This is a genomic window from Candidatus Poribacteria bacterium, assembly GCA_009839745.1.
GTDB lineage: Bacteria > Poribacteria > WGA-4E > WGA-4E > WGA-3G > WGA-3G.
The window spans coordinates 51134-65208 of record VXPE01000070.1 but is presented as its reverse complement, the minus strand read 5'-3'; the positions used below and the strand labels follow the sequence as shown (position 1 = coordinate 65208).

The 14075-nt window shown below is 46.6% G+C and carries 11 protein-coding genes; 5 read left to right on the top strand and 6 right to left on the bottom strand.

Translation table 11 applies throughout. The features are described 5' to 3' along the window. Positions 1-89 precede the first annotated feature (89 nt). The 4 genes from F4X88_11345 to F4X88_11330 all read left to right on the top strand — a co-directional run bounded on the left by F4X88_11345 (position 90) and on the right by F4X88_11330 (position 4573). A complete protein-coding gene (locus F4X88_11345; GenBank protein MYA56884.1) occupies positions 90-815 on the top strand; it encodes a hypothetical protein in 726 nt (241 codons plus the stop codon). Then, a complete protein-coding gene (locus F4X88_11340; protein ID MYA56883.1) occupies positions 802-1506 on the top strand; it encodes a hypothetical protein in 705 nt (234 codons plus the stop codon). Before F4X88_11345 ends, F4X88_11340 begins: the two co-directional genes overlap by 14 nt. A 12-nt stretch (positions 1507-1518) precedes the next feature. Beyond that, positions 1519-3372, top strand: coding sequence for a site-specific DNA-methyltransferase (locus F4X88_11335; protein ID MYA56882.1), 1854 nt, complete (start codon positions 1519-1521; stop codon positions 3370-3372). Positions 3373-3439: 67 nt separating this feature from the next. Further along, positions 3440-4573: a DUF2806 domain-containing protein gene (locus F4X88_11330; GenBank protein ID MYA56881.1), complete on the top strand. Its 1134-nt coding sequence runs from the start codon at positions 3440-3442 to the stop codon at positions 4571-4573. Positions 4574-4737: 164 nt separating this feature from the next. On the opposite strand, the gene F4X88_11325 is transcribed toward F4X88_11330, so the two are convergent. The 4 genes from F4X88_11325 to F4X88_11310 form a co-directional block, all read right to left on the bottom strand. Beyond that, positions 4738-6147: a DUF4097 domain-containing protein gene (locus F4X88_11325; protein MYA56880.1), complete on the bottom strand. Its 1410-nt coding sequence runs from the start codon at positions 6145-6147 to the stop codon at positions 4738-4740. A gap of 34 nt (positions 6148-6181) precedes the next feature. Then, positions 6182-6796, bottom strand: a complete 615-nt coding sequence (locus tag F4X88_11320) for an RNA polymerase sigma factor (protein ID MYA56879.1) — start codon at positions 6794-6796, stop codon at positions 6182-6184. A gap of 163 nt (positions 6797-6959) precedes the next feature. Then, positions 6960-7436 carry a hypothetical protein gene (locus F4X88_11315; GenBank protein MYA56878.1) on the bottom strand — a complete coding sequence of 159 codons (477 nt, stop codon included), beginning with the start codon at positions 7434-7436 and terminating at the stop codon, positions 6960-6962. Positions 7437-7500: 64 nt separating this feature from the next. Next, positions 7501-8790, bottom strand: coding sequence for a glycosyltransferase family 4 protein (locus tag F4X88_11310; GenBank protein ID MYA56877.1), 1290 nt, complete (start codon positions 8788-8790; stop codon positions 7501-7503). A 258-nt stretch (positions 8791-9048) separates the two neighbouring features. Here F4X88_11310 and rpmB point away from each other — a divergent pair, with 258 nt between their 5' ends. Next, positions 9049-9261, top strand: coding sequence for a 50S ribosomal protein L28 (rpmB, locus tag F4X88_11305; protein MYA56876.1), 213 nt, complete (start codon positions 9049-9051; stop codon positions 9259-9261). Between the two features lie 13 nt (positions 9262-9274). Here the strand turns inward: rpmB and F4X88_11300 are convergent, their stop codons facing one another. Then, on the bottom strand, positions 9275-11482 hold the full coding sequence (locus tag F4X88_11300) for a bifunctional (p)ppGpp synthetase/guanosine-3',5'-bis(diphosphate) 3'-pyrophosphohydrolase (protein MYA56875.1): 2208 nt from the start codon (positions 11480-11482) through the stop codon (positions 9275-9277). After that, positions 11442-14066: a single-stranded-DNA-specific exonuclease RecJ gene (gene recJ, locus F4X88_11295; protein MYA56874.1), complete on the bottom strand. Its 2625-nt coding sequence runs from the start codon at positions 14064-14066 to the stop codon at positions 11442-11444. The genes F4X88_11300 and recJ overlap by 41 nt, the downstream gene beginning before the upstream one ends. Between the last annotated feature and the right edge of the window lie 9 nt (positions 14067-14075).

Below are 14075 nucleotides of genomic sequence, written 5' to 3'. Positions count from 1 at the left end.
CAAGTGTTGTGACTCACATCCGACAGGGGCTAAATAGCCTAATGCCGAGTGAGGGCGTTTCTGGTTGGACACTTGTAGGATAATCGGAAGTGAATCTTCTGCGTTTGGCCATTGGAGGGATTGTTATTATACCACAATCTTGGTTTAGATGGTGGCCCAAATTTCCGATGGTAGTACATTCACCATATATATGGGAAATTCTGATGCAAGTACCGATTAAAATCCAATGGGAACAACTATGTGACTCAGTCGAAAAGTTGGAGTTAGAAATCGCTCAAACTGATTTCCCGATCCCAACACCACAAATGTGTAAGCTGCTCATTGTCGGCGAAGATCATCGCTTTTATGAACATCTTGGTGTTGATCTGTTTGCTCTTTGTAGAGCACTTTGGAAAACTGTTTTCTGTGGAGTAAGGCAGGGGGGGTCAACAATCGCTATGCAGTTTGTCAGAGCAGTCACAGGTCGTTATGAAAAAACGTGGAGGCGAAAATTTATTGAGATTTTTTTTGCTGTCCGTTTGACGCGATATATTCCGAAAGATCGATTGCCAATTCTTTATTTATGGATTGCTTATTATGGTTGGGGAATGAACAATTTTAGGCAGGCTTGCACAAGACTGAGAATTAATCCAAAATCGATTAATGTTTTTGAGGCTGCTAAGCTCGTTGCTCGATTAAAATATCCAGAACCTGGAGAATGTGGGTCTGAACATTTAGAGAAAATTCAGCGTAGAGGTCGTCATTTAATAACACTAGCCAATACTATGAGTGAAAGTCTAAAATCTTATGGGGAGATTCAAAATGAAACCTTTTGAAATTGAAGCATCACTCCGAAAGCTGTTTGTCCACTATCCCGATCCAGCATTGTTGCTTCAAGTAGCACTTGAAGGTGGTAAAGAAGCCCAAGAGACGATTGCAAGACTCTGGTTATCTGAAGGAATACCATCTGTTTTTTCTATTTGTCCGGCCATATATGATTCTATTCGTTGTTGGGTTGCAGATCGTTTAGAGGTTAAAGCAAAAGAAATTGGTTTGGTGGGAAGTGCGCAGTTAGGCAAATCTTTTGACCCTTGTAAACTCGGTGCCCCTTTTATTGATAACAAGTCGGATCTTGATTTTTTTATTATCTCAGATAATTTATTTGCAAAGTTAAAAGAAGATTTTGCACGTTGGGGATACGATTTTACATGTGGGCGATTGACTGCAACTAATCGTGAAAGGAGATTTTGGAAGAGTAATTTAAAACGAAGCTCAGACAATATCCATCAAGGATTTATTGATGCAAATACAATTCCTCCCTTCTCCAAATATCCTACTGCGGAGAAAATACAAAAAACAATGGAACTTTTAATCCGGAGACTGAAAAACACGGAAGACGCTCCAAAACCTAAAAAAGCATCTATTCGATGCTATACATCTTGGGATAGTTTTGTGCAACAAAAATCTCTAAACTTAAGAATACTTGGCCGAACAGTTGAAAAAATGGCACTCCAGCCTACAACATAGGAAGAACACACAATGAAAATAAAACCAGTTAAAGGCAGACCTATGCTTCACTGGGTCGGCAAACGTCCAATTGACACAATAAGCAATTATCCTGCACAATTGGTGGATACTTATGACGTGGAGAACCCAGAGCAAGAACCGACTTATGACAAATTTAAAGACGGTCCCAACCTCCTTTTTCACGGCGACAATAAAGAGATTCTCTCCACGCTGCTTGTGCAAGGTTTCCGTGGCAAGATTGACCTCATTTATATTGATCCTCCGTTTGCAAGTGGTGCAGACTACGTGCGGAAAGTGAAACTACGTGGTAAGAAAGAAGATTTGAAGGCTGAGGGACATTCTGTGATTGAACAGACGCAATACACCGATATCTGGGCAAATGACAACTATCTCCAATTCATGTATGAACGGTTGATTTTGATGCGGGAATTGTTGACTGATAATGGGTCAATCTACGTGCATTGTGACTGGCGAATGAATAGTTATCTCCGCCTTGCAATGGACGAGATTTTTGGGAAAAGCAATTTTCTTAACTTGGTGACATGGCGTCGACAAATTGTCCGAGGAATGAAAACACATGCCGAGTTTATGCCATTTAGTTCGGATTATATTTATCTCTATGCAAAAGACAAGGACAACGCAATTTGGAATAAAATCGAAAAAGTTATTACCCTCTCGTTGGAAGAAGCCAAGCGAAAATTCAAAAAAGATGATAAAGATTTCTTCGCAACTTCCGACCCAGGGACATACTCTGACGAGAGCATTATTAAACTTTATAAAGAAGGACGCATTTTTGTCACACGCGGTGGGAAACTTTTGATTAAGGATGGCAAGGTGTCGGTAACGGCAGGCAAAATAAGGATCAAGTATCACCGCGAAACTGTTGGTGATAAAGTTCTTGAGAAAACAGTTGCTGATAATATATGGGATGATATTCCTGGGTTAGGTGTTAATCCGAACGAATATCTTCATTACCCAACTCAAAAGCCCGAAGCACTCCTTGTGCGTATCATCGAAGCATCAAGCAATAAAAATTCTATCGTCCTTGACTGTTTTGTCGGAAGTGGCACCACTGCTGCCGTAGCAGAAAAACTCGGCAGACGTTGGATTGCTGCAGATATTAACAAAGGGGCGATCCAGACAACAATAAAAAGACTACAGACGCTACCAAATATGCAGCGCGGCATGGCACACTATCGCGTCAATAACTACGATGCAAGTACCGATTTGGAGCGAAGGGATATTGTCATGAAAAAATATGGCGTGCAAACTGATAGGCAAGAGGCGTTTTTTAATGGCACCTTGGACGGAACACTCGTCAAAATCATTGACCTAACGAAACCGCTCACGCCATTAGACATTCAGACAATTAAAGACGAACTTGAGAAGCGGCCAGATGAGTCGCGTAACATCACTGTATTTTGTTACGGTATCAATAGCGGGATTCAGGCGGAACTCAAGGAGGAAAACAGACGGCGCGCAGTAAACAAAATCTTTGTGCGCGACATCGGTAGTGAAGGAGTCACTACTTTTGAACCTGCATCAGCAGAGATTAATTTTGAGAGAAAGGGAGATAGTGTTAAAATTACCATCGCAGAGTACATGAGTCCAACCATTTTAGCACGGATGGATATTGACCGCACCATTTTTGACGAACAAATCGACGACTTCCGCGCACAGATTGATTGTGTCCTGATTGATACCGATTACACGGGGGAGCATTTCAAAATAGTCGAGAGCGACGTTCCAAAGAAAAAGGAAGATTTTGTTGAGGGAGAATACACCGTATCGCTCCCGCGTCCTGATGCCCGCGTTGCGGTGAAGATTATTGATATGCTTGGTGAGGAGACGGTTGTTGTGGAGTAGCATTAAGTTTCTCGACTGAACCAGATTAGAAAATTAGTGAGTATAAAATAACCGAAAGGATTTGATAATGTCTGACGAAATCGAAAAGAATCCTCCGCCAACTATTGCAGATGAAACTAATTCTGCTATAGACGTTGTCCGTGATCTTGTATCAGATTCAACTATCCCTGCTCCAATTAGTCGTAACATGTTTAAAGTTATTGATCGATTGTGTTCTGCTTTAATGGATGTGCCCGTTGGATATCTTGAACGAAGATCTGCCGAAAAACGATCAGAATCGGAGGGACGTATTAGAATTCAGACAGAAGTTACAAACCAAATTATCCAACAAATGAAAGTTGATCCGGAATTTCCACAGAGAGCCGGTAATAGATTTGCGGAAAAGATACTGAGAGAACAGTTTAACCTTGAAAAAATCTTGTCTATGACCGTAGGTCACTTGAAGAAAACGGAATATGATAGTTCAATAACTGAAAATGTCGAGGGGGATTCGGAAAAGACCATCCAAGATGACTGGCTCAATGACTTTGAAAATGAAGCTTGCCAGAAAAGTTCGGAAGAAATGCAAGAACGTTTTGCTCGCATACTGGCAGGTGAGATTAAAAGACCTGGTACCTTTTCAATACGTGCCATCAAACTATTAGGTCAAATAGATTCAGAGACTGCATCAATATTTAGAACTTTCTGTTCTGGTTGCATTTCATTTGACGCTCCCGCTGGCTCTGGCTTTATTTATCAGTCAATTTTTCCAAGTTTTGATGTAGGAAGAACGAATAGGTTTTTAGAAAATTACGGAATTTCTATACCAAATTTAGAAAGGCTACAGGAATATTCGTTGCTACCAGCGAATCCTGGGGTGAATATAAATTATATGGGTGGAGTTACCTTAAACATCGCCGAGGTTTTTGTAGAAACTTTACCACTTATACCTTCTTTAAATGAAACGTCAGTTGCTCCCTTTTTATATACTAATAACTACTATTTCCTTAGATCTCGTCAAAGCAGTCTGACCCCGGACTGGAATTTCCACATGCCCGGGCTCCAACTGTCTTCAATAGGACAAGAATTGATTAACATCGTCGAATTTCAACAACCTATCAAACAACTTTCCGAGGACTTAAAAGAGTTCTTTGCGGAGAAGCAATTGGAATTAGTTGAAGTTGAATTAACCAAGGATAAGCACTGGAAACCTAAACATTAACGCTCGTGTTGCTTTCAAAGTTTTTAGGAATTACGCGGTTTTGACCGTAGCACGCTCTGTTATACCATTTCTAAAAGTTTATATCGCATTAACCGCACCTCAGGGCACAGGCTAACAGCCTATGCTACAAAAGAAAAACGGGCGTAAGTCCTATTTTTAAAACACTATACTGCTGTTGGTGTGTGACTCTCTGTCTTCCTGAGTATGACGTTCCCACCGACGGAGAAAAGTTTCAAAAGTGAACCGCCACCGTTGATAGTTCCCCGCAACTGATCGGGTTTGACAGTCCCTGTCGTCTCTGCAGCTACCGGGAATTCTGTGGTGACTGAACCGCCAAGCACCCGTGCCTCGACCGTCGCAGCAATATCCGGGACGAGCGAAACATTGATACTCCCACCGATTGTTTCCAGATCCAGCAGCAAGTTCTGACTGGAAACTGCCTCTTGGAGCAGACAGCGGATAGAACCGCCACTCGTTTTCGCAAGGACGGGTCCGTCGTTTTCTACCTCTATACTCCCACCAGCAGTTTTCACGTCTGCGCCGCCTTTACATCCGCGGAGCGTAACAGTGCCGCCGGAGGTTTCCCCATTGACAGCACCCCTGACATCAGTCATCTGGATGTTGCCACCCGACGTTTTGGCTTTGACATCGCCAGTGCCGCCGTCAAGCGCAATATTCCCGCCACTCGTTCGAAGTGTCGCGTCGCCCTCAAACGCCTTGAGATCTATGTTTCCACCGGAAGTCGTTCCATCGATATGTCCGGTAATATTTTGTAAATGGAGTCCTGCCCCGGCTGTGTGGGTGCTTACATCTCCGACTATATCCACAACGGAAATTCCCTCGTCCGCGGTCTTCAAATCAAGCCTGTAATTTCGCGGAACGACGATTTCAAATTGGACATCCAAGCGTTTTTTCGCCTTTTTCCACTGCTTTACGGGACCCCTGAATTTTGCCTCAATTTTAACATCTACGGCTGCATGTGTCATCTGGACATCAAAATTCTTGAGGATTTCCCCCGCACGCCGATCTTCTTTCAACTGTGCGGCACGTCGAACGCGGACAGAAACATTATCGGTGTCTGTGCTCTGCACGTCAATTGCTCCGAAATCAGCATCGATCGTTAGTTTTCCACCGGGAGCAACGGGGAAGACTTCGACAAGGTCTTCTAACGTCGTCTCGGTTAAGAAATCTGGGACGGCTTTGCGAATGAGGTCGCCGAAGGGTTTGTCCGACAACTCCTCTGTTAGATTTTCCATGAAACGTTTGCCGAAGAAACTGGAGAACCAGCCTTGGAAATCCGCAGTCGTGTCCAATTCTTCGTTGAGGTAGGCGGCAAGTTGATGACACGCTATGCCAATGTGGCTAAAAGAAGCATCTGCTTCCAGTTCCTCAAAAAGTCCATCGGGGATCGCGTTGATGTCCCTGAGACGTTTGAGGATGTTATTGAATTGGGAGATGCACCGCGTTTCACCACCACTGAACGCTCCCGTTAACGCAGCGTCCTCTGCGATCTTTGCGGTGTGTTCCAACATGTGAAAAAGCCCCTTGATCTCTTGTGGTCTGTGTTGTTCCATGATTTTTGACTATCGCCTCCTGAGCACCGCGCCATTACATATCCGCACGGTAACCCTGTCTTTCCAAAATCGTTTTGAGGAGTTCCTTTGCTTTATGGAGTCGCCACTTCACGGTTGTCAGTGGCACGGAGAGGAATTCAGCCATCCGTTTTTGGGGCATCTCTGCCCAATAATAGAGTTCAATAACCACTCGGAAGTCATCTGGTAGTTCCTGAATCGCGTCTCTGATTGCTTGCTGTGTCAATTCACGTTCCACAATCTGCGCGGGATCTTCAGCCGATGTATCTCCACCCCTGTTTAAATAGGGTTCCATATCTTCTTGGGGTTGGTAACGTCCTGCACTCTTATAGTAGCGCAGGGCACGATTGCGGGTGATTGAGTGAAGCCATGCCCCAAAACGGTTCAGATCCGAGAGTTGTGGGAGTGCTTCAAAAGCCCTCAAAAACGCGTCTTGCACGACATCCTCTGCATCGGTAGGATTGCGCACGATCTGTTGCGCGATTGCCAGCATGGCTCGCCGGTAGCGGGTGATCAAGACGTCAAACGCCTGTGTATTCCCCGCAAGTGCAGCGACGACTAACTCGGCATCATTCGCATCCGTTAATTCTTGATTGTGTGACACGGGTCCGCACGCTTCGCCTATCGACATGAAAACTCTCCCTCTTTACCTATTAGATACATCTGAGTAAAAAAGGATAGTCAAAAGTGCGTTTTTCCGTAAAACGGACAGAGCGATCGGAAGGGAAAGAGGGTTAACCGCCTTTCCGAGACGTGGGGATGTCAGAGGTCCAGCGGTTCTGTTTCTATATATCTTATGAGGTGGGTCTATAGAGCATCACCAAACAGCCACCGAGTGCAGCGAGCAGGATACCTGCAATAAACTGCCATCGGACTGACCCCCATCCACCTGCCGGTGGATGTGAGAGTGTCGCAACAATGGCGTTTACGATGGGTGCCCCCGCAAAGACGATCGACATTACAACCGCAGGGCGACCCCCTGCGCCGAAAGCGAGTAGCACGCCAAATGCGCCAATAGCACCGACAAGTCCAGCGACAAACGACCAGGTGACACCCGAACTTGTGAATTGCCAATTAGATCCGTTAAGGATGAGCATCAGCGCGGAACCGATAACGGCTGCTAAAAGATACGCGAGGCCCACAAAGAGGAACGCTTTGTAGCGTCCATGCACGGGATCCGCCATAGAGACTTGTCCTTGATGTAGAAAAACACCGTAAAGTCCCCAGGATGAGACAGTCATGAAAACAAAAATGAGCCATGTTTTAGCCATAATCCACTTCCTTCTTAATTGTTGTGGCAAGAGCAACTTCCAAAGCGCGCCAACACTTGAAACATTAAGTATACTTTTCAAATACCTTCAAAAGTTGTTCTGCGATGATTGTATCGTTAAACTTCTGATGCACATTGGTTTTCCCGGTTGCTCCGAGGTGTTCACGCCGATCGGTATCCTTAAGGAGTTCGAGGATACCTGCCGCGACGGCTTCGGAAGATTTAGGTTCAACGAGGATGCCACCGTCAGTCGCATCGAGCATCTCAGGAAACGCGCCGTGCCGCGGTTGAATGACCGGCACGCCGTTGGCGAGCGACTCTATAATCGACAGTCCTTTGGATTCACGGTAAACCGTGGGAACGGAAAAGACATGGAGACGGTTGAGGAACTCGATTTTTTGCGTGCGTGTCACCTCACCGTGATGCACGAAACTGTCTGACAAGTCCCATGCCTGAATCTGGTTCACGAGTTCTTCAAGATAGGGTTCGTCTTTCTTGCCGAGGTATCCAGCAACATGCAATTGAACGTTATCCGCCCCGAGGACCCCTGTTACCAGACGGAAAGCGTCCACTAAGACGTGTAACCCCTTTTCAGGGCAGATGCGTGCTAAATAACCAATAATAAAGGGCGGGGGTTCCGGTTTTTGGACAGGCAAACCGTGGCCGTCCATGTTTAATCCGAGGGGGACCACATCAATCTTATCAATAGGGACATCAAGGTAAGCATCTGCCATAAACCGGGCGTAATAGTCACAAGGTGCCACGAAGCCATCGGGATCTATAGCACGTTCTCGCAGGAGGGTTAATGCTTCTGATCTGTAAGGCTCGATCAGATCTTGAAGAAAAATATCTTCGCCTTGAAGGGCGCAGATAACCGGGACATCTAACGCTTTTTTAATTTCTCTCGTGAAACCGACAAGCATGGAATTCGTGAGGTAAACAATATCTGGTTTATCTTCTTCGGTGAGCCATTTGACTAACTTCTCCAGTTCCTTGCTTTGATACCCCTCCTCTGCGCTGAGCATGGAAACTGTAAGTTGTCCAAGGTCTTGCGCGGCTGTCGAACTACTGAATCGCGCCAACCCATTCAATAGCGTGGGATTGTCGAGGAGTTTGTCTAAGGTCCACGGGGTGTGTCTAAAAAAGGAGAGTTTCTGTTGTAGGTAGACGTTAATCCCACCGAAAAAGACGCGGTTCAGGCTCACGTTTGCTTCATCTGTTCGGGTCGGGGTATACGTTGGAATCAGTGAAACGTTATGTCCCTGTTTTTTCAGGACCGTGGCGACCATGTTGTCGTGGATACAGGTTCCGCAGTACATGCCAGCGGCACCTGCGGTGATATAAGCAACTTTCATGTTTTCTGTTTTAATACTAAACGTTTAGGGACGATTGGTGTAAAGAGGGTTTCTGCTGCGAGGGATGACATATCTATCTCCTTGAATGGGATGCGTCTACAAATACTGTGATCCAATTATAGCATATCACCGCTCGTATGGCAAGAAGACACCTGCGACTTGCGATAAAGAAATTTGCATTTCCATTGCAATTGTGGTATCATTAATGTTTAGGTTTCACCAACACTTTAAGAGAGAAGGAAGGAAGGAGACAGCACAATGTCACGAGTCTGTACGATCTGTAGCAAACGTCCGATAACGGGCAACCAGATTAGTAAATCCCGGCGGCATACAAAACGACGTTGGTTGCCAAATTTGCAACGCGTCCGGGTCCAAACTGCGGAAGGACCGCGGCGGATACGCATTTGCACGAAATGTCTACGGAGCGGAAAAGTCGATAAAGTTATTTCCAGGATGCCAGCACCGGTATAGAAGATAATAGAGTTTACGACTCACGGGTGACACGCTGGACCCCTTTTAAGCCCCGAATCGCTTGCAGGACTGCCTCGAGCTGCTCTGCCCCTGTTACGTCTATGGTCAGGTTATCAGAGGCTTCGGCATCATGATGGACAGCGGAGGGTTCAAACTTTCCAGAACGGATATTCACTTTGTATTGTGCGATGGCAGTCGTGATTTCCCCGAGCATACCGGGGCGGTCGTTGCACTCAACGAGAATTTTGACGGGATAGACAGGCAGGGGTGGGGTTCCGTTTTCGGAGGATGGCTTTTCGTTCCACTGGACAGTTAAGAGCCGTTCGGGTTCGTCGAGAATGCGGATACAGCCGGATCTATGGACAGAAACCCCGCGTCCCCGTGTGAGATACCCGACGACTTGGTCACCAGGGATCGGGTTACAGCACTTCATAATTCGCATCATCCCTAAGTCTATATCGTTTTCAAGTTTGACAGCCGGCGGTGATTCGGGTTTTCGCCTACCGTTCACATCTTCGGAAGACTCGGTCTCCGGTTTCGGCACCTCAGGTTTCAATAAATTAACGACCTGCGTCGCAGATTCGTCCGCGTTCCCAATCCGGACGAAAAGTTCGTCAAGATTTTTGAGTTTAAGTTGCTTCGCAATGTCGTGCAGTTTCTCGGAATTGAGGTAATTCCGGGAATTAAGATAGGAAACCCGTAACTCCGCTGCGAGCAATTTCTTGCCCAACTCCAATGCCTCAGCCTTATCCTTTTCACGAAACCATTGGTTGATTTTTGTCCGTGCCGTGGCGGTTTTCACATACGACAACCAGCTCCGACTCGGTCTCCCATTCGGCTGGGTCCGAATATTGACTTGGTCCCCATTCTCAAGCACACGTCGAATCGGGGCAACCTTGCCGTTGACTTCGGTGCCGACACAGGTATGCCCAACATCCGTATGAATTTTATAGGCAAAATCGATCGCCGTCGCGCCAGCGGGTAGCTTAAAAAGATCGCCTTTCGGCGAGAATACATAGACTTCATCTTGGAAGAGCTCCAATTTCATGGATTCCACGAAATGATGTGGACTGTCTTGTGTTTCTTGTATGTCTTCAAGGACCTGCTTATAACTCGCGAAGATGGAAAGCCCTTGTTGGCTCATCGGCAACCCTTCCTTATAACTCCAATGTGCCGCAATCCCATCTTCCGCAATCTTATGCATCTGATATGTACGAATCTGGATCTCAACGGGTTTGCCATCATCAAGAATCGTGGTATGGAGAGACTGATACCCGTTTTTCTTGGGCTGCCCAATCCAATCTCGAAGTCTGTCCGGATGGTAATTCCATTTACTATGAAGGGCACCGAGCGCTATATAGCAATCAGCCTCGGTTTTGACAAGAATTCGGAGACCGATGAGGTCTCGAATTTCACTGAAGGGGGTCCCTTTCTGTTGTATCTTCTGGTGGATGCTATGGATATGCTTCGTCCTACCGTGGACATCGGCGAAAACATTCCGTTTTTCGAGTTCTTCGCGAATCTGCTTAACCATCTTCTCGCAGTAAGCCTCTCGCTCCGTGAGCTTCTGATTGAGGAGGTCGGCAATTTTTCGGTATTCGATGGGGTAGAGATGCTTGAAGGCAAGGTCTTCAAGGCGCCCCATGATACGCCAAATCCCCAACCGGTGGGCGATTGGGGCATAAATTTCCAATGTTTCTTTGGCAATTCTCTGGCACTTCTCGCTCGAGAGAAACTCCAGTGTTTCCATGTTATGAAGTCGATCCGCGAGTTTAATGAGGATGACCCGCATGTCTTCCGCTGTCGCTAATAGGAGTTTCCGGTAGGTTTCGGCTTGGCGTTTCCGATGGACACGGTGTTCAACTGTGCTTTTAGTCTCCGTAGTTTGGGAGGCGATACCGAGTTTGTATTGACCGATCTTTGTGACACCCTCGACGAGATTGGCAATGTTAGCACCAAATCGAATCTTCATCTCTTGGCGCGTGATCCCTGTATCTTCGAGGACATCGTGCATGAGTCCGGCGCAAATCGTGTGTGTATCCAGTCGGAGTTCGGCGAGTATCTCAGCCGTTTTGACGCAATGCGTGAAATAGGGTTCCCCGGACTTTCGCTGTTGTCCCTCGTGTGCCTCTTGCGCAAAACGGTAACAACGCTCCAGAAGTTCAACCTCTGCATCCGGGTTATATGCTTGAATTTGGTTCACTAAGGATTTGATACTCATGTCCTATGCGCTCCCACATAGATTTGATGTTTTCTTTTAATTGAAACTCTATAAAAGCAGGACTCGTCTGCTTCGTCCATTCCCCTCTTAAGTAGGTGGGTGAACGAGACAAGTCGCTTTTCTCACCCGATAAGAGTTTTACAAGTCTACTGCCGGGGTGCCCCTGCCGTTCAATGAACCGTAATTCCTCAAAGATAGTGAGTCCGGTTTGAAGTGCTGACGGAGTTCCAAATCCACCTTTCAGTATCTCTACCTCAGGATAGCCATCTGTGCCATTGGATTGTATAAGCGCTCGTATGCGCCCGTAAAATCGCCGCAGTTCGTCACCCGTAGGATATTTTTCAGAAATCCAATTGCGCATCTCCGCTTCATCTGTAGTGTTATAGATGAGATGGAGATAGGAGGTTTCATCGGTCCCAAAAGCCGCTTCACACCGTTTAAAAAAAAGGTCTTGGCTCGGTGCGAGATGACAAAAAACGACGTGTTTAACAAAAGGAAATGCTTCCAACGAAGAAAAAGCACTACTCGATGCGATTGTCCGCAGTTCACCGGCTTCCAATTGGTTCAATAACGCTGTTTCCTCTGACTTTAATGTCGCCTCCGTGTGCCGCGCGATGCCTTCGATGCTCTCCGGTAAAAGTTTTGTAAGCAGGAGATCCAACATATCTTCGTCTCGCACATAAATTATACAAGATTCCTCTCGCGCAAGCAAGTTTAAAAGGTAATTCTTTTTGTTAACGTTCCGTTTGTCAACAAGTTTTACAGAGGACTCATCAGTAAGTTGAGGAAATACATCCCAGTTTCTGTCTCTACCTTCGGCGTGGACCTCCCAATCTTCGAGAATCAGTTGGACGGAGCGGTTGCCTTGCCACTCGTTGATTTGGGGTGAGAAGGCGATATTGAGTGACGTATTCGGACGGCTCAGGGTGATGCGTTTATCAGCGCCGCCCCAATCAAGTGCGCATCGTTTCACGGTGCCGTCGTTAACAAACATTTTCAGATGGTTTTTCTCTTGTCCCATGACGATCGGGGTGCCATCCACTTTGACGCGGCGGGTCCCGAAACGCGGGCTTGGATTGTCCTTTCCAAAGGGTTCAAACTGCTCCAGTTCCTTTAGCGTTTCTAACGTCAAAAGTGAAAGCCTCGTTTCAAATTCAAGCTCGAGCTTCGGTTGCAAATCTTCTGCTGTCAAGTGCTCGGCAGCGTATGCGTTAAAGGCCTGCTTGAACTCGGGAATGTTTTTCGTTTTGAGTGTTAACCCCGCTGCTGCTGCGTGTCCCCCGTGTTTCAGGAGCAATTCGGTACAGGCAACGAAACTATCGGCGAGGTTCATTCCTTCGATACACCGTCCGGAGCCGGTGGCTTCATCACCGTCAATTGCGAGGATAACGACGGGTCTGTGGAATGTATTCATCAAACGGCCGGCAGTGATACCGACAACTCCCTTTTCTTTTCCTTCTACTGCCTTTTTTTCTTTTTCGTTCCACGCCTCGCTGGCAGCTTCGTTCCACTTGTCGCTGGCAACAACGATCCCCACGGTATCATCATCTATCTCGTTTTCAATTATCCTCGATGCCTCCTCTTGAATCTGATCTCCGAACTTCCTTCGCAGTTGATTTGCCTGATTGAGTTCAGAGGCCCCCCGAATTGCGACATCCTCAGAGTCGGTTGTGAAAAGTTCAACCACTTTGTCCGCAGTACCCATGCGGCCAGCGGCGTTGATACGGGGTCCTAACTTGAAAGAGATAGCGTATCCGTCGATCGGTGTGTCAATTTTGTGACCAGCGACTTCGCACAAAGCGTGAACCCCAGGGCGTTCGCGTTTGTCAAGTTCTGCTAACCCCAAGCGGCTCAAAATGCGATTTTCGCCAGTCAGCGGTGCGATATCTGCGACCGTCCCCAATGCTACCAGATCCAGCTGAGACTCCAGAAACCCTGTATCGTCTGCTAACGCTTGTGCTAATTTGAAGGCTAAACCGACCCCTGCGAGTTCGGTGTAAGGGTATTCACTCCCCGGAATCTTCGGTGAAATCAGGGCATACGCCGGCGGCTGTTCCGCCTCTGGCTGGTGATGATCCGTGACGATAACATCTATACCGAGTTGATTTGCCAACGCCACCTCTTTCACCGATGTGATACCACAGTCTACAGTAATGAGTAATTTTGCTCTGTTTTTCTGGTGGATCTTTTCTACGGTATCTGTGCTTAATCCGTAACCCTCTCCAAACCGATTCGGGATATAGTAGTCAACGGGGATATCCATCTGGCGGAATGTATTGAGGAGGAGGGCAGTCGCAGTTGTACCATCAACATCGTAATCACCATAGACGCAGATTTTCTCGCCACGTGACATCGCTTGGTGTATCCGTTCTACTGCTTTATCCATGTCTGCTAATTTAAAAGGGGAGTGCAATTCATCAAGCGTTGGGTAGAGGTAGGATCGCGCTTCGGCAGCCGTCTTGATTCCTCGATTGATGAGCAGTTGTGCAGCAAACGGGGAGACACCTGCTTCGGATGCCAGTATTAAACTGTTATCAAAATCCGAATTTTTAAATTGCCACTTTTTGCGAGAGGGTTTTCTCATGACATCCCT